General features: G+C 74.6%; 19 protein-coding genes. 6 read left to right on the plus strand and 13 right to left on the minus strand.

Going from position 1 to position 19,711, the window contains the following annotated elements; all coding sequences use genetic code 11:
* The first annotated feature begins 3 nt into the window (after nt 1-3).
* Nucleotides 4-468, plus strand: coding sequence for a peroxiredoxin (locus JUB12_RS09205; RefSeq protein WP_205699328.1), 465 nt, complete (start codon nt 4-6; stop codon nt 466-468).
* On the opposite strand, the gene JUB12_RS09210 is transcribed toward JUB12_RS09205, so the two are convergent.
* The 6 genes from JUB12_RS09210 to JUB12_RS09235 all read right to left on the minus strand — a co-directional run bounded on the left by JUB12_RS09210 (nt 465) and on the right by JUB12_RS09235 (nt 8,313).
* Nucleotides 465-1,076 (minus strand): hypothetical protein, encoded by a 612-nt coding sequence (locus JUB12_RS09210; RefSeq protein WP_205699330.1) that lies wholly within the window; start codon nt 1,074-1,076, stop codon nt 465-467. The genes JUB12_RS09205 and JUB12_RS09210 overlap by 4 nt on opposite strands.
* A 42-nt stretch (nt 1,077-1,118) precedes the next feature.
* Entirely contained in the window at nt 1,119-3,383 is a 2,265-nt protein-coding gene (locus JUB12_RS09215; RefSeq protein ID WP_205699331.1) for a neutral/alkaline non-lysosomal ceramidase N-terminal domain-containing protein, read from the minus strand.
* A gap of 223 nt (nt 3,384-3,606) precedes the next feature.
* Nucleotides 3,607-5,277 carry an Ig-like domain-containing protein gene (locus JUB12_RS09220; protein ID WP_205699333.1) on the minus strand — a complete coding sequence of 557 codons (1,671 nt, stop codon included), beginning with the start codon at nt 5,275-5,277 and terminating at the stop codon, nt 3,607-3,609.
* A 67-nt stretch (nt 5,278-5,344) separates the two neighbouring features.
* Nucleotides 5,345-6,535 carry a Fe-S cluster assembly protein SufD gene (sufD, locus tag JUB12_RS09225; protein ID WP_205699334.1) on the minus strand — a complete coding sequence of 397 codons (1,191 nt, stop codon included), beginning with the start codon at nt 6,533-6,535 and terminating at the stop codon, nt 5,345-5,347.
* The gene (gene sufB / locus JUB12_RS09230) at nt 6,535-7,992 is read right to left on the minus strand and encodes a Fe-S cluster assembly protein SufB (RefSeq protein ID WP_205699335.1); all 1,458 of its coding nucleotides are present in this window, start codon (nt 7,990-7,992) and stop codon (nt 6,535-6,537) included. The genes sufD and sufB overlap by 1 nt, the downstream gene beginning before the upstream one ends.
* A 3-nt stretch (nt 7,993-7,995) precedes the next feature.
* Complete coding sequence (locus tag JUB12_RS09235) at nt 7,996-8,313, minus strand: non-heme iron oxygenase ferredoxin subunit (protein ID WP_205699336.1); 318 nt, start codon at nt 8,311-8,313, stop codon at nt 7,996-7,998.
* A gap of 46 nt (nt 8,314-8,359) precedes the next feature.
* Here JUB12_RS09235 and typA point away from each other — a divergent pair, with 46 nt between their 5' ends.
* A complete protein-coding gene (typA, locus tag JUB12_RS09240) occupies nt 8,360-10,228 on the plus strand; it encodes a translational GTPase TypA (protein WP_205699337.1) in 1,869 nt (622 codons plus the stop codon).
* Here typA and JUB12_RS09245 read toward each other — a convergent pair.
* Nucleotides 10,225-11,202: a Crp/Fnr family transcriptional regulator gene (locus JUB12_RS09245; RefSeq protein ID WP_205699338.1), complete on the minus strand. Its 978-nt coding sequence runs from the start codon at nt 11,200-11,202 to the stop codon at nt 10,225-10,227. The genes typA and JUB12_RS09245 overlap by 4 nt on opposite strands.
* A gap of 121 nt (nt 11,203-11,323) precedes the next feature.
* Here JUB12_RS09245 and JUB12_RS09250 point away from each other — a divergent pair, with 121 nt between their 5' ends.
* Nucleotides 11,324-11,662 carry an STAS domain-containing protein gene (locus JUB12_RS09250; protein ID WP_205699339.1) on the plus strand — a complete coding sequence of 113 codons (339 nt, stop codon included), beginning with the start codon at nt 11,324-11,326 and terminating at the stop codon, nt 11,660-11,662.
* Here JUB12_RS09250 and JUB12_RS09255 read toward each other — a convergent pair.
* Nucleotides 11,625-11,993 carry an ATP-binding protein gene (locus JUB12_RS09255; RefSeq protein WP_205699340.1) on the minus strand — a complete coding sequence of 123 codons (369 nt, stop codon included), beginning with the start codon at nt 11,991-11,993 and terminating at the stop codon, nt 11,625-11,627. The two genes, JUB12_RS09250 and JUB12_RS09255, sit on opposite strands and share 38 nt — an antisense overlap.
* 187 nt (nt 11,994-12,180) lie before the next feature.
* Between JUB12_RS09255 and JUB12_RS09260 the strand changes: the two genes are divergently transcribed.
* The 3 genes from JUB12_RS09260 to JUB12_RS09270 are packed head-to-tail and all read left to right on the plus strand — an operon-like array spanning nt 12,181 to nt 15,447.
* Nucleotides 12,181-13,206: a chemotaxis protein CheB gene (locus JUB12_RS09260; protein ID WP_205699341.1), complete on the plus strand. Its 1,026-nt coding sequence runs from the start codon at nt 12,181-12,183 to the stop codon at nt 13,204-13,206.
* Nucleotides 13,203-15,095, plus strand: coding sequence for a CheR family methyltransferase (locus JUB12_RS09265; RefSeq protein WP_205699342.1), 1,893 nt, complete (start codon nt 13,203-13,205; stop codon nt 15,093-15,095). Before JUB12_RS09260 ends, JUB12_RS09265 begins: the two co-directional genes overlap by 4 nt.
* Before the next feature lie 10 nt (nt 15,096-15,105).
* Complete coding sequence (locus JUB12_RS09270; RefSeq protein ID WP_205699343.1) at nt 15,106-15,447, plus strand: hypothetical protein; 342 nt, start codon at nt 15,106-15,108, stop codon at nt 15,445-15,447.
* A 202-nt stretch (nt 15,448-15,649) separates the two neighbouring features.
* On the opposite strand, the gene JUB12_RS09275 is transcribed toward JUB12_RS09270, so the two are convergent.
* The 5 genes from JUB12_RS09275 to JUB12_RS09295 form a co-directional block, all read right to left on the minus strand.
* Entirely contained in the window at nt 15,650-16,297 is a 648-nt protein-coding gene (locus tag JUB12_RS09275) for a hypothetical protein (RefSeq protein ID WP_205699344.1), read from the minus strand.
* Nucleotides 16,290-17,816: a sigma-70 family RNA polymerase sigma factor gene (locus JUB12_RS09280; protein WP_205699345.1), complete on the minus strand. Its 1,527-nt coding sequence runs from the start codon at nt 17,814-17,816 to the stop codon at nt 16,290-16,292. The genes JUB12_RS09275 and JUB12_RS09280 overlap by 8 nt, the downstream gene beginning before the upstream one ends.
* A 137-nt stretch (nt 17,817-17,953) precedes the next feature.
* A complete protein-coding gene (locus JUB12_RS09285; protein ID WP_205699346.1) occupies nt 17,954-18,610 on the minus strand; it encodes a ferritin-like domain-containing protein in 657 nt (218 codons plus the stop codon).
* Between the two features lie 11 nt (nt 18,611-18,621).
* Nucleotides 18,622-19,287, minus strand: coding sequence for a ferritin-like domain-containing protein (locus tag JUB12_RS09290; RefSeq protein WP_205699347.1), 666 nt, complete (start codon nt 19,285-19,287; stop codon nt 18,622-18,624).
* Nucleotides 19,288-19,394: 107 nt separating this feature from the next.
* Complete coding sequence (locus JUB12_RS09295) at nt 19,395-19,691, minus strand: hypothetical protein (protein WP_205699348.1); 297 nt, start codon at nt 19,689-19,691, stop codon at nt 19,395-19,397.
* Between the last annotated feature and the right edge of the window lie 20 nt (nt 19,692-19,711).

The raw sequence follows: 19,711 nt of genomic DNA on the forward strand, positions 1-19,711 counted from the left end.
GGGATGGCCTCTGGACCGCAGGTGGGCGACGACGCCCCGGACTTCGAGCTGCCCGGCACGGACGGGCCCTTCCGCCTCGCCGACCACCGCGGCGAGCGGGTGGTGCTGCTCTTCTACCCCGGCGACGGGACGCCGGTGTGCACCCGGCAGTTCTGCTCCTACCGCGACGACTCCGAGGAGATGGCGGCACTCGACGCCACCGTCGTCGGGATCTCGCACCAGGACCTCGACAGCCACGAGCGCTTTCGCGACAAGCACCGCCTGACGGTGCCGCTGCTCGCCGACGCCGGGAAGGTCGTCGCGCGGCTCTACGGCGTCACGGCGCCGGTGCTCGGCACCCGCCGCGCCGTCTTCGTCGTCGACGAGGCGGGCGTGGTCCGCCACCGCGCGGTCCACGCCCTGGGCCTCGACTTCGCCGACGCCGACGACCTCAGGGAGGTCCTGGCGGCGCTCCCCCGCGCCGCCTAGCGGGCCTGCAGCGCGTCGATCGCGACGGCGATCGCCAGGACGAGGCGGCGGTCCAGCGTGCGCCCCTCGTCGGCCGTGAGGTCGATGTCGTAGACGTCGACCCACTTCCAGCGCCGCCGGCGATGGACGCCGATGACCTCCTCGCCGCGGCGGAACTCGAAGTCGTACGGGATCGGCAGCCAGTCGGCGACGCTGTCGACGTAGGGCACGAAGCCGATGAGCCGGCGGAAGAGCGCGACCGGCAGGCTGCGCTCGCGGACGGTGGCGACCTCGTTGCCGGCGGCGTCGAAGAGCGTGTAGGTCGAGCGCAGCAGCGACGCGCCGAAGACCTTCTGCACCTCCCCGACCTTCCCCCCGTCGGGCGTCGTGACGTCGTAGCGGGCCGCCGGGTCGAAGCGCTGGCGGGCCTTGATGCGCAGGAGCTCGGTCTCCTTGCGCTCGTCCGTGAAGAAGCGGATGTCCTCCTTGAACTTGAAGCGCGCCTGCTCGACGAAGCAGAACGCCTCGCCGTCGCCCTCCTCGGCCGGGACGGAGAACTCGTACTGGTTGATGACGAGCTTCACGCGCTGGCGCAGGACGAAGCGGTCGTGGTGGTTGGGGTCGACCATGGCCGCGGATCCTCGCGCACCGGGTGTCAGCGGCGTGTTGCCCTACCGCTGACCGCCGGTCGCGTTGCCGCAGCCGTCGCGGACGCCGAGCAGCCGTACGCGGGCGCGACGCCCGACGCGGACCTCGAGCGTCCCCTTGGCCGCCTTGGGCCGGGCGACGACGGTGCGGGCGCGTGCCCGTCCGCGCGGGTCGACGCGCAGGCGCGCGCGACCCGTGGTGACGAAGCGCTCCTGGGCCAGCAGGGCGCCGGCACCGGGGTCGGGGTAGCGCGCGCGGACGGTGACGACGCCGCGGGGGCTCACCTGCACCGGGTCGGCGTCGAGCGCGAGCGCCCGCACCACGAAGGGCCGCGAGGTCGCCGTGTAGGGCGCGACGCCGCGGCCGCGGTCGGCGCGACCGGTCGCCCGCAGCCGGTAGGTCCCGAGCGGCTGGCAGGCGTCGAGCTGCAGCGTCTCGGTCCACGTCCCGCGCACCAGGCGCGTCGTGTCCTGCGGACCGTCGTCGGTCGCCTCGGTCCTCCAGCTGTCCCCGACGCGCCGCTCGAGCCGGACGAGCGTCGCGCCGCGCGGCGCGTCCAGCGCGGGCGCCCCGCCGCGCCAGGCGAAGGTCACGCGCTCGCCGCGGCGGGCCTCCTGCACGGGCTCGCGGACCACGCGGCCGGCCTGCGGCGTCGTCGGGGCGGGCAGGCGCAGCGGCGTGGCGAGTCCCGTCGGCAGCGGCTCCGGCGCTCCGGCGGGCGCGGGCGCGCCGGTCAGGACCGGCTCGACCAGCGCGCGGGCGCCGTCGAGCAGGCGCCGGCCCTGCTGCTTGCCGAACAGCGTGAACGAGCCCTCGTACCCGCAGGCCCCGTACTCCTCCGGGGTCGCGGTGTAGGAGATGTAGCCGTTGGTGAGGCCGGCGAGGGCGACGCGGTCCACCCGAGCGCCCGCGGCGGCCTGCAGCCCCGCGCGGATGCGCTGGCCCATCTGCTTCGTGACCTCCGAGGGCAGCCCGGCGACGGCCAGGCCGCCGACGCGCCAGAGCGACAGCGGCACCGTGGAGGGCGCCAGGCCGGGCGCGGCGAGGAACGGCAGCTTCTCCCCCTGCCCCGGGCCGGCCAGGCCGTCGACCGGCGCGCAGGTGCCGTCGCCCAGGAAGATCCCGCCGGCGCCGAGCGCCGGGACCGGGCCGACCGGGGAGCCGCCCGCCGGGGTGCCGTCGAAGGCCAGGAAGGTGCGGCGCGCCTCGAGGGCGGGCGTCGCGGTCCGCCGGTCGGCCGCCGCCCGCCAGGCGCGCAGGATGCCCTCGGCGGTGCGGCGGCCCGCGAGGTCCACCTTCGCCGTGTCGCCCTCGGCGACGTCGGCGGGTCCGGGATCACCGTCGGGCGAGACGTCGCCCTGCGCCCCGTTGGTCCACACGTTGACCGGCGCGCCGTCCGCCGCGGGCGAGCCGCCGCCCTCGGCGGCCATGCCCGCCTCCACCGCCCGCGCCGCGGTCCCGGCGTTGTCGCCCGAGAAGAGCAGGTTGTCGGCGTCGAAGCTCGTCGGGTGCACGGCGAAGTTCGACCACGCGGCGATCGGCCGGCCCTCCCGGTCGTCGACGCGGACCACCGTCACCGTCGGGTCAATCCGCCCCCGCGCCCGCTCGGCCGGGTCGGCGGGCAGGTCCTCGTTGCGGTCGTGGGCCCTCGACGCCCGGTTGCGCGACGCGCCCCGCAGCTCGGTCGTCCCCACCCCGAGCTGCGCCGGCGCCAGCCGCCCCTTCGCGCGCAGCAGCGCCTCCGCGATCCCCTGCGCGGTGAGGTCGAAGACCCGCGGGTCGAGCAGGTCACCGCCCAGCAGCGCGTAGCCGAGGTTGTCCAGCGGCCAGATCGGCCCGGTCGACGAGTGCGTGTGCGTCGCCGACAGCAGCAGCCGCTCCCCGGTGATGCCCGACCCCCGCACGCGCCGCAGCACCTCCTGCGTCATCGCGTACGGCAACCCGCCGAGGTCGGCCTGGGCCATGGCGAACAGCCGCCCGTCGCGCTCGAGCACCAGCGCCCGCGCGCGCACGCGCGTGTGGATGCCCTCCGACGCGACGAACGTCTTCGCGTACAGCCCGGCGCCCGGGTCGGCGACGAGCTGCAGGACCGTCGGCAGGTTCGCCGGGTTGGCGATCCGCGAGCGCGCGGTGTAGGCGAACATCGGCGTGCCGACCGGCGGGGTGAGGTCGGCGGAGGCGGCGCCGGCGCGCAGCTGCGCCGGTGCTGGCGGCGCGATCACCGCCGCCGTCGCCGTCACGCTCACGAGCGCCGCAAGCGCCGCGCGCAGCCTCCCCCTGCGACCCATGGACGAACGCTAGCGTTCGCAAACGCGGTCTGCGTCGGGGTAGGCGGCGTGCCGCTCGGGCGGTCGCCAGGGACGGCGTCGTCGCTGTTGCGCACTGAGGAGGGGGAGCGCGTCTCGGTGGGCCGGCCGGCAGCCCCGGCGGGCGTGAGTGGGGAGTTGCGCTCGGCATGCGAGCGGAAGTCCCCACTCACGAGGCCCGAGCGGCACGCCACGCACGCCCGTACTACCGCACCGTGAACGTCTTCCAGGCCGTCGTCGACGCCCGGAACGGGCCGGTGCGCCGGTACGACGCGCGCACGCGCCACCGGCCGCGCACCCACGTCCGGCTGACCGCCGTGAGGGTGCGGGAGGCGGGCTTGTCGATGCGGTACTGCATCCGCCACCTGCCCTTGATGCGCCGCTGCGCGACGAGGCGCACCTTGCCCGGCAGGCCCTGGACGACCGGCACCGACGCGATCCGCAGGTTGACCGTGCGGGCCGTCCCCCGCGGGCGGCCGAGCGTCAGGCCCAGCGACGTGCGCAGCGAGCGCCACTTGCCGCTGCCCGGCTTGGTCACCCGGACCTGCGAGCGCGACTCGTTGCCGTTGTTGTCGAAGGCCACGAAGGTGATCGTGTGCGTGCCCGGCGACAACCGCTTGGCGCCCTGCCAGGTGATCGAGCCGCTCGTGCCGTTGAAGGACCGCACGGTCCTGCCGTCGGCGAGGATCCGCAGCCGCGCGATGCCCTGCGGGTCGGTCGCGGCGAGGCTCATGCGCAGGGGCCCGTAGAAGAACGTCCCCGGCACCGGCGTCGTGCGGCCGATCGTCGGCCCGCCGAAGTCGCCGCAGGCCCGGTTGAGGTTCGGGCCGTCGCTCGCGACGGTGCGGAACGCCTCCCACGCCGGCTTGGGCGAGAAGCCGAACGAGGTCAGGCCGAAGCGCCCCTCCGGCGTGTCGGCCTGCGTGTCGTCCGACAGCGAGAACCAGATGCCGACCTGGACCGCGTCGTCCTGGGCCAGGCAGTTGTAGGCCAGGCGCAGGAAGTCGGCCTGCTGCTGGGCCGGGACGCCGCCCGCGACGGTCCCGGCGCCGGCGCCGACGTCGCAGCGCGCGCTCGTCGAGGACCAGCCGAGCTCGGTCATCCAGATCGGCTTGTCGTCGCCCTGGGCGAGCATGACCTTCTTGACCTCGCGGTAGCCGAGGAACGAGAAGCGGCCGATGCGCCCGTCGGCCTCGCGGTAGTACTGGTCGGGCGCGGTGCGGTTGCACGCCGTGTCGGTGTGCACGCCCACCGCGTCGAAGGCGCCCTTGCCGCCGGCGGCGTAGACCTTCTCCAGGAAGCCGTAGTCGTTGCCGACCATGCCGCCGAGCACGACGGTGGCCGATGGGTCGGCGCGCTTGACGGCGGCGTGGGCGCCGCGCAGCAGCCGCGTGTAGCCCGCGGGGTCGGGGCCGCCCTTCCAGAAGCGCCCCTCGTCCTGCTCGTTCCAGACCTCGAAGGCGTCGACCTTGCCCTTCCAGCGCGCCGCGAGGCGCCCGATGAAGGACGCGTAGTCGTCGGGGTCGCGCGGGGGCGTGATGACGTCGTCGGCGCCGGAGGCCCACGCCGGCGCGCCCGTGACCACCAGCACGAGCCGCTTGCCCTGTGCGCGGACCTGGTCGACGATGCCGTCGTAGGCGGCGAGCACCCCGTCGTCGAGCTGGCCGCGCGCGGGCTCGACGCCGTGCCAGAACAGGAAGACGCGCGCCCAGCGCGCGCCGCTGGACTGCAGCGCGCCGAGGGCCTGGGGCGACCCGGCGGCCGCGCCGCCCACGAGGACGACGCCGGGCTCCGCGGCAGCGGCCCGGTCGGGGTGGGCGCCGCCCGCGGCGACCATCACCGCGAGGACGACGAGGAGAGCGACGAGATGGCGCACGGCCGGGCGAACCTACTCCGCCGCGAGGCGGAGCGGGCACACCCGGCCGCGGGCCGGACAGCGGCAGCTAGCCGAGCAGCTGCTCGAGCCGGCGCTCGAGGGCGGCCGCGACGGCGTCGCGCACCGGGCCCTCGGCGAAGCGCTCCACGAGCGCGGCGAGGAAGCCCTCGACCACCAGGCGCTCGGCCTGCTCGCGGCGCACGCCGCGCGAGCGCAGGTAGAAGACCTGCTCCGGGTCGATCTGGGCGATGGCCGCGGCGTGCGTGCAGCGCACGTCGTCGGCGAGGATCTCGAGGCCCGGGATCGCGTCCGCGTGGGCCTTCTTGCCGAGCAGGAGGTTGCGCGCCTCCTGGAAGGCGTCGGTCTGCTGGGCGCCCTGGTCGACCTGGATCATGCCGCGCCACACCGCGCTCGAGCGTCCCGACACGATCCCGCGGAAGGCCAGGTCGCTCACGGTGTTGGGGGCCGCGTGCTCCTGCAGCGTGTCGAAGTCGAGGTGCTGGCGGCCGCGCGTCGCGTAGGCGCCGGTGACCTTGCCGGTGCAGCCCGGCCCGTCGAGCTTGGTCTCGACGAACACCTTGCCGTTGCCCGAGCCGAAGCCGAGCGTCGTCCAGTCCAGCTCGGCGTCGCGGTCGATCACCGCACGCTGGGAGCCGAAGATCCACGCGCGCTCGTCGAGGTCCTGGGCGGCGACGTAGCGCAGGTTCGCGTTCGGGCCGACCACGAGCTCGACGACCGTGTTGAACAGCCCGTCGGTGCCGACGACCTGGTCCCACACCTCGGCCTGCGCGCCCTCCTCGAGGACGACGAGCGTGCGGTGGTGCAGCGCCGTGCCCTCGCGCTCCAGGACCGTCTCGAGCGCGATCGGCGCCTCGACGTGGACGTTGCGCGGGACGTAGACCAGCGTGCCGTCGGTCCAGCGCGCGGCGTTGCGCGCGGTGAACGTGTCGTGCCGCGTGACGACCTTGCCCAGGTGGGCCTCGACGACGTCGGGCAGCTGCTCGCGCGCCTGGGCCAGCGGCATGACGACCGGGCCCTCGGTGCTGGGCGCGTCGGAGGACACCAGGACGGCGCCCTCCGGCCGGCCCAGCGGGAAGGCCCCGGCGTCGGCGCTGCCGCCCGGCGCGTCCTCGAAGGCGTCGAGGTCGAGCTTGTCCAGCGGCGTGAACTCCCAGCCCGGGACGCCCTTGAACTGCGGGAGCTCGAGCTCCTGCCCGGGCTCCACGCCCTTTGCGGTGGGGGTGTCGGTGGTCGCCACTAGCCGATCGACCCCTCCATCTGCAGCTCGATGAGGCGGTTCATCTCGACCGCGTACTCCATCGGCAGCTCCTTGACGATCGGCTCGATGAAGCCGTTGACGATGAGCTTGGCCGCCTCGTCCTCCGGGAGCCCGTGGCTCATGAGGTAGAAGAGCTGCTCGTCGCCGACCTTCGAGACGGTGGCCTCGTGGCCGATGTCGACCTCGTCCTCGCCGATGCGGATCGTCGGGTAGGTGTCGGTCCGCGAGTCCTCGTCGAGCAGCAGCGCGTCGCAGACGACCTTGGACCTCGAGCCCGTGGCGCCCTTGGCGACCTCGAGCAGGCCGCGGTAGGACGAGCGCCCGCCGTCCTTGGAGATCGACTTGGCGAAGATGTTCGACGTCGTGTTCGGCGCGGCGTGGACGATCTTGCCGCCCGCGTCCTGGTGCTGGCCCTTGCCCGCGAAGGCGATCGAGAGGATCTCGCCGTGGGCGCGCTCGCCCGTCAGGTAGACGCTCGGGTACTTCATGGTGAGCTTCGACCCGAGGTTGCAGTCGACCCACTCGACCGTCGCGTCGGCCTCGGCGACCGCGCGCTTCGTGACGAGGTTGAAGACGTTCTGCGACCAGTTCTGGACGGTCGTGTAGCGGATGCGCGCACCCGGCTTGGCGATGAGCTCGACGACCGCGGAGTGCAGCGAGTCGCTCGACCACACCGGGGCGGTGCAGCCCTCGACGTAGTGCACGTAGGAGCCCTCGTCGGCGATGATCAGCGTCCGCTCGAACTGGCCCATGTTCTCCGTGTTGATGCGGAAGTAGGCCTGCAGCGGCATCTCGACGTGCACGCCCGGCGGCACGTAGACGAACGACCCGCCCGACCACACGGCGCTGTTGAGCGCGGCCAGCTTGTTGTCGTTGGCCGGGATGATCGTCGCGAAGTGCTCGCGGACCAGGTCCTCGTGCTCGCGCAGGCCCGAGTCCATGTCCATGAAGACGACGCCCTGCTGCTCGAGGTCCTCGCGCACCTGGTGGTAGACGACCTCGGACTCGTACTGGGCGCCGACGCCGGCCAGGAACTTGCGCTCGGCCTCGGGGATGCCCAGGCGGTCGAAGGTCTTCTTGACGTCCTCGGGGACCTCGTCCCACGTGCGCGAGGCCTTCTCGGAGGCGCGCACGAAGTAGTGGATGTCGTCGTAGTCGACCTCCGCGAGCATCGGCGAGCCCCAGGTGGGCTGCGGCCGGCTCAGGAAGTGGTCGAGCGCCTTGAGGCGGAACTCGCGCATCCACTGCGGCTCGGACTTGAACTCGGAGATCTTCTCGACGATCTCGCGGTTGATGCCCTTGGGCGCCTTGTACAGGTAGTTCTCGGCGTCGTGGAAGCCGTAGCGCTCTTCGTAGTCGGAGCCCAGGTTGCGCAGCGACGCCTCCTCGGGCGTCAGCTCCTTCTGGCTCTGGATGGCATCAGGGGTCGTGGCCATGTCTCAGTCCACCTCGACCTTCACGGTCTCGTGCTCCACACGCACCGGGAACACGTCCACGGGTGCGTACGCAGGCAGGGTCAGGGGCTTGCCGGTCCGCAGGTCGAACTGCGAGCCGTGGCGCGGGCACTCCAGGGTGCACGCCGCAGCATCGAGCTCGCCGTCGGCCAGCGGTCCGTCGTCGTGCGAACAGCGGTCTTCGATCGCGAACAGCTCCCCGTCCACGTTCAGGACGGCGATCTCCAGGTCCTCCCACTCGACGACCTTCCGGGAGCCGGGCGGGAGCTGGGAGAGGGGGCAGATGTCGATCGTCTCGGGCACGCAGTCAAATCCGACGTCGCAAGACGGGATTGTAGCCTGCAGGCCGATGGCCTCCCTCGCCCGCCGGACCGACCTGCGCAACGTCGCGATCGTCGCGCACGTCGACCACGGCAAGACCACCCTCGTCGACGCGATGCTCCACCAGTCCGGCGCCTTCCGGGCCGGCGCCGAGGTCGCCGACCGGGTCATGGACTCCATGGACCTCGAGCGCGAGAAGGGCATCACGATCCTCGCGAAGAACACCGCGGTCCGCTACGGCGACGTCAAGCTCAACATCGTCGACACGCCGGGCCACGCCGACTTCGGCGGCGAGGTCGAGCGCGGGCTCACGATGGTCGACGGCGTCCTGCTGCTCGTCGACGCCAGCGAGGGGCCGCTGCCCCAGACGCGCTTCGTCCTGCGCAAGGCGCTCGAGGCCAAGCTGCCCGTGATCCTCGTGATCAACAAGGTCGACCGGCCCGACGCGCGCATCGGCGAGGTGGTCGACGAGGTCTACGAGCTCTTCCTCGACCTCGACGCCGACGAGTCGCAGATCGAGTTCCCGATCGTCTACACGAACGCCAAGGAGGGCTGGGCCTCGCTCGAGCTCGAGGACGACGCCGCCGTCCCCGGGACCGACCTGCGCCCGCTGCTCGACCTGCTCGTCGAGACGATCCCCGCGCCCGAGTACGACGCCGACGCGCCGCTGCAGGCGCACGTCACGAACCTCGACGCCTCGCCATACGTCGGTCGCCTCGCGCTCTGCCGCGTGCACAGCGGGACGATCCGCAAGGGCGCCGACATCGCCTGGTGCCGGGCCGACGGCTCGGTCGAGCGCGCGAAGGTCGGCGAGCTCTACGTCACCGAGGCGCTGGACCGCGTCGACGCCACGGAGGCGGGGCCGGGCGAGATCATCGCCGTGGCGGGCATCGCCGACGTGACGATCGGCGAGACGCTGGCCGACCTCGCCGACCCGCGGCCGCTGCCGGTCATCACGGTCGACGAGCCGTCGCTGAGCGTCACCGTCGGCATCAACACCTCCCCCATGGCCGGGCGCGACGGCGACAAGCTCACCGCCCGCCAGGTCAAGGCGCGCCTGGACCAGGAGCTCATCGGCAACGTCTCGCTGCGCGTCAACCCGACCGACCGGCCCGACGCCTGGGAGGTCCAGGGCCGTGGCGAGCTCCAGCTCGCGGTGCTCGTCGAGCTCATGCGCCGGGAGGGCTACGAGCTCACGGTCGGCCAGCCGCAGGTCGTCACGCGCGTGGACGACGCGGGCCGGGTGCTCGAGCCGGTCGAGCGCCTGACGATCGACGTCCCCGAGGACTTCGTCGGTGTCGTGACCCAGCTGCTGGCCCTGCGCAAGGGCCGCATGGAGCAGATGGTCAACCACGGCACGGGCTGGGTGCGCATGGACTACCTCGTCCCCGCGCGCGGGCTCATCGGCTTCCGCACGGAGTTCCTCACGGAGACCCGTGGCACCGGCCTCGCGCACTCCGTCTTCGACCGCTACGAGCCGTGGGTCGGTGAGCTGCGCACCCGGCCGACGGGCTCGCTGGTGGCCGACCGCTCCGGGGCCGTCACGTCGTTCTCCTGCTTCCAGCTGCAGGAGCGCGGGACGCTCTTCGTCTCCCCCGGTGACGAGGTCTACGAGGGCATGGTGGTCGGCGAGAACGCCCGCGCCGACGACCTCGACGTGAACATCGTCCGCGAGAAGCACCTGACGAACATCCGCTCGTCGACGGCCGACGAGCTCGTGCGGCTCGTGCCCGCGCGCCAGCTCTCGCTGGACCAGGCGCTCGAGCACCTGCGCGAGGACGAGTGCGTCGAGGTCACACCCCGCGCGGTGCGGCTGCGCAAGGTCGAGCTGAAGGCCGTGGATCGCGTGAAGGCGGCGCGCCGCGCCCGCCAGGCGGCCGCCGGGCTGTCGGGCTAGTCCTGCTCGGGGTCGTGCGCCTTGCGCGCGGCCTCGAACGCCTCGCGCCGGCTGCGGCTGACCTCGAGCACCCGCGCGTTGGCCTGCGCCGCGACCTGCGACGCGGTCACCGCGCGCCGGGCGCGGGCCGCCTCGTCGCCGAGGCTGTCGCGCACGCGGCGCAGCTCGTCGAGCAGGGCGTCGTGGCTCACCGCCGGCGCGGGGACGTCCCCGGCGGGCCGTGCGAAGCGCCCACGCGACGGCATGGTGCGCGGTGCGCGCTCGTCGAGCGCCGGCGGCGTGCGGATCTCCCCGAGCCCCGAGTCCGACCCCGGGCGCAGCGCGAGGTGCCCGTCGTCGCGACGGACGACGATGCCCTGCTCGGTGAGCCGCCCGAGGGCGAGCGTCACGGTCGAGCGCCGCGCGGCGGTCAGGCGCCCGAGGGCGTCGTGGGTGAGCGACACCGGGACGGTCGCGCCGTCCGGGGTCATCGTGCCCCAGCGGCCGGCGAGGATCCACAGCAGCGCGACGACGCGCTGCTCGACGCGCGGGAGGGCCGTGACGGCCGCGACGAGCAGGGCACGGGCGGCCTGGTCGGCCATCCGGTCGTGCATCGCGACGCCGAGGGCCGGCCAGCGGCGGCAGACCTCGATCCAGCGCTCGTTGAGGACGGCGGCCTGGACGGGGCCGAGCGCGCTCCAGCGGATGTCGCAGGGCAGGTCGTCGGCGATGCCGGCGCGGCCGTCGACGATGTCCCCGGGACCGAGGAGCTGGGCGGCCGGACGGTCGGCGAGGACGACCTCGCGCGCGACGAAGCCGTCGAGGACGAGCAGCGGCCGGCCGGCGGCCAGCTCGCCGGGGTCCAGGGCGCCGGTGCGCAGCGTCAGGACCGGCAGTGTCGCCGCCCGCGACGCGACCTCGACCTCCTCCTCGGGCAGCGCCGAGGCGAAGTCGGGCTCGTGGTCGAGCAGCCGGACCGTGGCGGCGGTCGTCATCTGCCCCCGTCATGCCCTGGCGCCGTGCCACCCACGCCTTCCAGGTTCCCCACATCGGGCGTTGCGTACCAACGACCGGGGTCGTGAGCGGAGTGTGCCGTCCTAGCGTTCGCCGTCCGGCATGAAGCCCGCGCCCTTCCTCCTCGAGATCCGCGACGACGGTCGCAGCCGCCTCGTCGTCCCTCACGGCGACGTCGACATCGCGACCGCGCCTGAGCTCGCCGGGGCCGTCCTGCGCGCGGCCGGCGAGGTGCCGGCGGTCGTGCTCGACCTCCGCGACGTGCGCTTCATCGACTCGTCGGGCATCGGCGCGGTCCTGGACTGCCGGCGCCGCCTGGCGGAGCGCGGCACCGAGCTGACCATGGTCCGCGGCCCGCGGGCGGTCCAGTCGGCCTTCGAGCTCTGCGGGGTGGCCCGGCTGCTCAGCTGGGACGAGGAGCGAGCGCGAAGCACATCGTGACGGCGGTCCCGCCGCCGGCGACGGGCCGGACCTCGACGTCGTCGGCGACCCGGACGATGACGGGGAGGCCGAGCCCGGCCCCGGGACTGTCGGTGCGCGGCCGCATCCCGCGGCCGTGGTCGCGGACCTCGACGCGCAGCCGGCCGGCCTCCAGGTCGACCAGCAGGTCCACGGTGCCGAGGTCGTCGTCCTCGGCGTAGGCGTGCAGCACCGCGTTCGTGGCCGCCTCGCTGACGGCGAGCCGGACGCGCCCGACCACGCCCTCGAGCGCTCCCGCCTCGTGGGCGGCCTGTGCCGCGGCGTCACGCAGTCCGCCGACCGCGACAGGCACGGCGGGCGCGTGGAGGGAGCAGAGCTCGGGTGCCATCCGTCGCCGGGGGTGCCCGCCCGCGACGAGCGCCGATGCGCCGGGCTGTCCGGCGCGCGACCGGCGGAGCGCCTCGAGCGTCCGCGCATCGCGATGTTGTGAAGCAACATGACGCCGGTGGAGGACCCGCGCACGGGAGAACCTCGCCGGGATGGCCGCCGACGACGCTCCCCGCTTCGAGCCGCGCGACGCCGGCCGCGACGTCGTGGTCGTGGGCGCCTCCGCCGGTGGCGTCGAGGCCCTCCAGACGCTCCTGCGCGATCTGCCGGCGGACCTGCCGGCGGCGGTGCTCGTCGTCCTCCACCTCTCCGCCGCGGGCGAGAGCGTGCTCGCCCGGATCCTCGATCGGGTGACCCCCCTGTACTGCGCGCCGGCCGCCGACGGCGAGCTCCTGCGCCACGGCCGCGTCTACGTCGCGCCGCCTGGAACGCACCTGCTGGTCGAGCCCGACCGCGTGCGCCTGAGCTACGGCCCGCGCGAGAACGGCCACCGGCCGGCGGTCGACCCGCTCTTCCGCAGCGCGGCCGACGTGTTCGACGGGCGGGTCTGCGGCATCGTCCTCACGGGGACGCGCGACGACGGGACGGCCGGGCTGGCCCACGTGAAGCGCCGGGGCGGCTACGCGCTCGTGCAGGCCCCTGAGGACGCGGCCTACCCCGGCATGCCGAGCAGCGCCATCGGCGCCGTCGTGGTCGACGAGGTCCTGCCCGTCGCCGATCTCGGCGCGGCGCTGGAGACGGCCGTCCGCGGCTCGGCCGCGGCCGGGACGTCGGCGGACGCGCCGGCCGTCGCGCTACCCGACGCCTCGCTCGACGGTCCGCCCGGTCTGACGGAGCTCGTCTGCCCCGAGTGCGGCGGCGCGATCACCGAACGCCACGACAACGGGATCCGGTCCTTCACCTGCCACGTGGGCCACCGCTACGGCCCGCACTCGTTCGTCGCCGAGCAGGCCGACCAGGTCGAGGCGGCGCTGTGGAGCGCGGTGCGCAGCCTGGAGGACCGCGGCAAGCTCATGCGCCGCATGGCGACGGTGGCCGAGGAGGGCGGGCGGCCGCACTCGGCCCTGCAGTTCGTCGAGCGCGCCGAGCAGGCCGACGCCCATGTCAAGATCCTCCGCGAGACGCTCGAGCACTCGCCCGTCCTCGAGCGCGACTGGCCGCCCGAAGACCCAACGTGAGCACCTCCGACTCCGCGCCGCTGGACGCCCTGCTGGACTACCTCAAGCGCAGCCGCGGGTTCGACTTCAGCGGCTACAAGCGCTCGAGCCTCGAGCGGCGCATCAGCAAGCGGATGGCGGTCCACGGATGCGCGGACTACGCCGAGTACCTCGACTTCCTCGAGGTGCACCCGGACGAGTTCTCGCAGCTCTTCAACACGATCCTCATCAACGTCACCGCGTTCTTCCGCGACCCCGCGGCCTGGGACCAGCTGCGCGAGGACGTCCTCCCGAAGCTCCTGGCCTCGCGGCCGGCGGGGATGCCGATCCGCGTGTGGTGCGCGGGCTGCGCCTCGGGCGAGGAGGCCTACACGCTGGCCATGGTCCTCGCCGAGGCGCTGGGCGAGCAGGAGTACCGCGACCGCGTGAAGGTCTACGCGACCGACGTCGACGAGGAGGCGCTGGCCGAGGCGCGGGCGGCGACGTACACCCCCAAGCAGGTCGAGGGCGTCCCGCGCGAGCTGCTGGACCGGTACTTCGAGCGCCTCGACGGGCGCTTCTGCTTCCGCAAGGACCTGCGCCGCAGCGTGATCTTCGGCCGCAACGACCTCGTGCAGGACGCGCCGATCTCGCGGATCGACCTGCTGCTGTGCCGCAACACGCTCATGTACTTCACGGCCGAGACCCAGGCGCGGATCCTCGGCCGCTTCCACTTCGCGCTGCACGACGACGGTGTCCTGTTCCTCGGCAAGTCCGAGATGCTCATCACGCACACCGAGCTCTTCAAGCCCGTCGACCTCAAGCACCGCATCTTCACGCGCGTCCAGCGGCGCGGCCTGCGCGCCCGTACGGCGTTCCCGCAGGTCAACGGGTCCTACAACGGCGAGAACGGCATCGCCCTGCGCGAGACGGCGTACGACGCCGGGCCGTCGCCGTCGATCGTCGTGGACGCGGACGGCGTCCTCTCGGCGGCCAACCAGGAGGCCCAGGTGCTCTTCGCGCTCGGACCGCCCGACCTCGGCCGTCCGCTGCAGGACCTCGAGATCTCCTACCGGCCCGTCGAGCTGCGCACGCACCTCGAGAAGGCCTACGCCGACCGCCAGGGGCTGCTGCTCCAGGGCGTCCGCCTCATGGGCCGCGACGAGCGCGAGCGGTTCTTCGACGTGCAGATCACGCCCCTGTACGCGGGCGAGGTGCTGCTCGGGGCGTCGGTGACGTTCCTCGACGTGTCGGCCCAGCAGCACCTGCGGCGCGAGCTCGAGCGGGCCAAGGTCGAGCTCGAGAACGCCTACGAGGAGCTGCAGTCGACGGTCGAGGAGCTCGAGACGACCAACGAGGAGCTCCAGTCGACCAACGAGGAGCTCGAGACGACCAACGAGGAGCTCCAGTCGACCAACGAGGAGCTCGAGACGATGAACGAGGAGCTCTCGTCGACCAACGAGGAGCTCGAGACGATCAACGACGAGCTGCGCCAGCGCACGCTCGAGGTCAACGAGACCAACGCGTTCCTCGAGACGATCCTGCGCAGCATGGGCGTCGGCGTCCTGGTGCTCGACGACGACCAGCGCGTGCGGATGTGGAACACCCAGGCGGAGGAGCTGTGGGGGCTGCGCAGCGAGGAGGTCGCAGGCCAGCACGTGCAGAACCTCGACATCGGCCTGCCGGTCGAGCAGCTCGGCGGCGGCATCCGCAGCGTCCTGAGCGGCAAGGAGGCGGCGGTCGAGGTCGTCGTCGACGCGACGAACCGCCGGGGCCGCGACATCCGCTGCCGGGTCACGGTGCTGGGCATCGGGCCGGAGGGGCGCGATCCGCACGGCGCGATCGTCCTCATGGCCGAGGTCGACGGTGCGAGGCCGGGCGGGGGCGCGGTCGACGGCGCCGGCGGTGACGGGGCGAGCGCGTCCGGGTAGCCCCCGGAGCGTGGACCGCTTCGACCGCATCGAGCAGGAGGCGAGGGCGCGCCGCGAGGCCGCGGAGGAGCGCATCGAGGACGCCCATGCCCGCGCTGAGGAGGCCGGGCGCCGGGCGCAGGAGCTGCGTGACGGGCCGCGCCCGCACCGTCCGGAGGAGGCCGAGGAGCGCGTGGCCCAGGCGCGCCGGCACGCCGAGGTCGCCACGGCGCACGCCGCGGAGGCCCACCGGCGCACCGCGCGCACCCACGAGGAGCGCGCCGAGCAGCTCGAGGCCGAAGGTCGCGGGGACGAGGCGGCGGCGCAGCGCGAGGCGGCGGCCGAGGCGCGCCGCGAGGCCGCGGCCGAGTAGCGCGCCGGCCGGCGCTCAGCTCTGGGACGGTCGGGGTCGCCGCTCGGGACCGGACGGGGGGTGACCGTCCGGCCCCGGGGCGACTGGCATCCGTGCCACGGAGGGGTGCTTCCGTGCAGGGAGGGGATCAGTCCGGGGTGTTCCTCGTCACGGGTGGGCGGGTGTCCGCTCCCGCCGCCGCGACCCCCGGTGACCCGCCGGGTCAGTCGTCGTTGCCGCGACCGCGATCGCGGTCCTCGGGCGAGTCGTCGCGGCGGCCGCGCTCGCCACGGTCGCCGTCACGGCGGCGGTCCTCGCTGCGGCCGCGATCGTCACGGTCGCCGTCGTCGCCGCTGGGCTTGGGCTTGGCCGGCTTGGGCTTGGCCGGCTTGGGCTTCGGGAAGGTCGCGCTGCGCCGGACGGCGGTCTCGCAGCCGGTCAGCTCGTCGAGGCGGTCGGCCTTCACGACGTCGTTGCCCGCACCGCAGTCCACGGTGTCGCGCTCGCCGTCGCGGACGTCGATGCGGTCGTTGCCGGCGCCACCGGTGACGGTGTCGCCCTGGCCCGCGGCGCGGGCGCGACGGCTGCCGGTCGCCTTGGCGGAGATGCGGTCGTCGCCGTCGCCGCCGTCGATCGTGTCGACGCCCTTGCCGGCGTCGATGCGGTCGTTGCCGCCGAGGGCGCTGACGGTGTCGTTGCCGGCCTTGGCGACGATGACGTCGGCGTTCTCGGTGCCGGTCAGCTGGTCGGCGCCGTTCGTGCCCTTGATCGCGTCGCCGGCGGCGAAGGCCGTGCCGGCCGCGGCGAGGCTCAGGACGGCCGCGCCGGCCGCGACCCCGCGGCGACGGAGGAGCTGGGACAGGTCACTCATGCCCCTTCCCACCCGGCTCGGGCGGCAAGGTGGGCGACGTGTCCGACTTGGCGCGTCCCCGCTCACCCTGCCCCGGCGCCGGACCCTGCTCCTCCCGCCCCTGCGACGGGGTCTGACCCCGAGCATGCGACGGGGTCTGACCCCGAGCGCCGCCCGCCGCCGGATGCGACGGGGTCTGACCCCGAGCAGGACGGCCCCGCTCCTTGCCCTTCCCCCGCTGCGACGGGGTCTGACCCCGAGCATGCGACGGGGTCTGACCCCGAGCGCCGGAGCGGCCCGGAGCCTGGCCCCGGGCGGGGCGGGCACGGTCCTTGCCCTGGGCCTGCGACGGGGCCTGACCCCGAGCATGCGACGGGGTCTGACCCCGAGCGCCGCCCGCCGCCGGATGTGACGGGGTCTGACCCCGAGCGTGCGACGGGGTCTGACCCCGAGCGGCCGGGGGGCTGGGGGTCGGACGCCGGGCCGGCGGGGTGGTGGCCGTGGCGAGGCCGATGGCGAGCGGGGTCGTGGTGGTGGGCGGGCGGTCCGGGCGTGGTGCGTCGGCGACGCGCGCCGGGCGGTCGCGTGGTGCAGGGTCGGCGGTGACCTCGTCGAGGACCACGGTGCCGCCGGCCGCGCCGGTGCCGAAGGCCGCGACGACGGCGAGGGTCTTGGCCGCGCCGAGCGAGCCGAGCACGCCGCTGCCACCCGCCGCTGCGCCCGCACCGGCACCGGCGCCCGTCGCCGCCGCTGCGCCGCCCACGCCGCCCGCAGCACCCACGCCGCCCACGCCACCCACGCCAAGGGCGGAGAGGACCGCGGCGGGCAGGCCGGCGGAGGCACTGACCGGCAGGACCAGGCCGAGCGCGGCGTCCTGACGGGCCAGGCCGGCGCGGAAGGCGCGACAGCCGGCGCAGCCGCGCAGGTGGCGGCGCAGGGGGCCGCGGCGCAGGGCCGGGCCCGTGGCCGTGGCGAGCTCGGCGCGGACCTCCTCGCACGGGCGGGCGAGGGCCTCGCGGTCGGCGAGCAGGCGGGCCTTGGCCTGGTAGACGAGCGTCCTCACCTTCGCCTCGGGGACGTCGAGGACCTCCGCGATGCCGGCGTGGGAGAGGTCGCCGAGCTCGGCGAGGACCAGGGCCGCGCGCTGGTCCTCCGGCAGGCGCCCGACCGCGGCGACCAGCTCGCGCAGCTCCTCGCGCTGGTGGACGACGTCGCCGAGGCCGGCGAGGTCGGGAAGCTCCGCGTCGACCGGGCCGGCGTCGCGGCGCTGGGCCAGCAGCGTCCGGCAGCGGTTGCGCGCGATCGCGTAGAGGTAGGGGCGCAGCTCCTCCGGCGGCGGACCGTCCGCGAGCGCGCGGTGCAGGCGCAGGAAGGCCTGCTGCACGGCGTCCTCGGCCTCGTCGCGCGAGCCCAGCAGGTAGCGGCAGAAGGACAGCAGCCCCGGCTGGTGGCGGGCGAAGAGGACCTCGAAGGCCCGGTCGTCCCCGTCGCGGACGCGGGCCACGAGCCGCTCGTCGGACAGCAGCCCGAGGCGCCCCACAGGAGCACGCGGACGATCACGGCGACGGAGTGCGGGCGCAGGCGTCATCGACACGGAGGTCCATCCACCTCCTCACCCACGAGGATGCCCGGAGGTGGGCGCCGACGCACTCCCGGCGCGTCGGCGCTCCGTCCGGCCTAGGACACGATGAACCCCGTGTCCCGCACCACCTCGAGCGTCGCGGACATCGACCGCGGCGGCTCGACGGGGAACGGGACCGGGTTCTGACCCGCCACGAAGGTGCGCACCCACGCGGCGTGCCGCGCCTCCACGGAGTGGATCGCCAGCGCCGCCTTGAGCACCGCGGTGGACTGGATGCGCGGGGCCTGGCCCTTGTAGGCCCGGACGCCGGTGTCCTCGAGGGCGATCGCGGTGGCGAGGAACTTCGTGCCGTCGGTCGTGGTGTCCTTGAAGTCGAACGTCGGCCGGGCGATCGCGCTCGACCCGAGCACGCCGCGCAGGCTCTTGACGTGCGAGGCCTCGTGGACCGCGACCGTGCGGGCGAACTCCAGGACGGGGCCGGTGAGACCCGCCCGCTCGAGGGCCTGCGCGTAGAACGCCGCCTCGAGCTCCTCGAGCGTCAGGGCGAAGTTCAGGATGTCGCGGTCGCGGCGCGACTGCGCGCCGGCCACGCCCGGGATCGCCATGATGGCCGCGGCGCCGCCGACCATGCCGCCGGTCGCGACGGCGGCCCGGCGCAGCAGGTCGGCGCGGCGGTCACCGCGGACGCGATCGGCGGTCTCGCGGATGGCGCCGTCGCGGTCGACGGCGTCGAGGGTCTTCTCGTCAGGCATCTCCGGTCCTCTCAGGAGCGCACGAAGCCGGTGGCGCGCACCCTGCGCTGCGCCGCGGCCAGGGACAGGGGCTGGTCGTAGGCCGCGGGCGCCGGGTCCTGCCCGACGATCGTCGACAGCCAGGCGACCTGCCGGGCCTCGACGGACACGAGCGCGCCCGCCGCCGCCAGCGTGGACTTCGTCACGAGGGGCCCGGCGCCGTTGAGGACCCGGACGCACATCGTCTCGATCATCAGCGCCGTGTCCTGGAAGGCCTTCTGGCTCTGCACAGCGGCGCCGAAGCGAAACCGCGGGGCCGCGGCCGGACGGCCGCCGAGCTTGCGGATCTGGCGCTGGACGGCGGCGACGTGGGTGACCTCGTCGCGCCGGGCGGTCTCCGCGTACGTGCGCGTCGCGCCCTCGAGGCCCGCCTTCTCGAGCGCCTCGCGGTAGAACGCCGCGCCCAGGCGCTCGGCCACGAGCGCGAACTGCAGGATCTGCACGTCGCGCCGGCGCGTCGCCGCACCAGCCGCCGGCGCGAAGCCGCCGAAGAGCGCGCCCGCGCCCGCCAGGGCGCCGCCCGCGATGCCGGCCCGCTGCAGCAGCTGGCGGCGGGTGCCGCCTCCCGCTCCCTCGAGGGCCTCGGCGAACGCGCCGTCGGTGTCCTCGATGGGCAGGACGTCGATGTCGTCGACCATCCGTCTCTCCCGTCGTTCGGTGTGCGGCCGCCGGTACCCGCCGCCCGTCCCCGGACGCTGCGTGCACGCGCCAACCTGGGCGCGTGTCGCTCAGAGGACCCTGAGCGCTACAGGCGCCCAGAGCGCCGGCGCTCGGCGACCGCGCGGATCTCCGCGATGGTCACGGCGCGCAGCAGGTGGCGCGCCGCCCGGCGGTCGACGAGGCTGCGGCGCAGCGCGCGACGGCGGTCCGGGCCCAGGAAGGGACGCGGCCCGACGCGGCGGTCGAAGCCCGAGCGGCGGTCGGCCTCGTCACGGCGCTCGTCGGCCACGAGCGGGTAGGGCAGCGCGCCAGGGACGTCGACGTCGCCCGTGCGGTCCCCCAGCCATGGCCACCCCCGTGCCCCCACAGCGCGACGGAGCATCGCCTGCGGGGGGCGGCGTG

Origin of the sequence: Conexibacter sp. SYSU D00693 (genome assembly GCF_017084525.1) — a bacterium.
Lineage (GTDB): Bacteria > Actinomycetota > Thermoleophilia > Solirubrobacterales > Solirubrobacteraceae > Baekduia.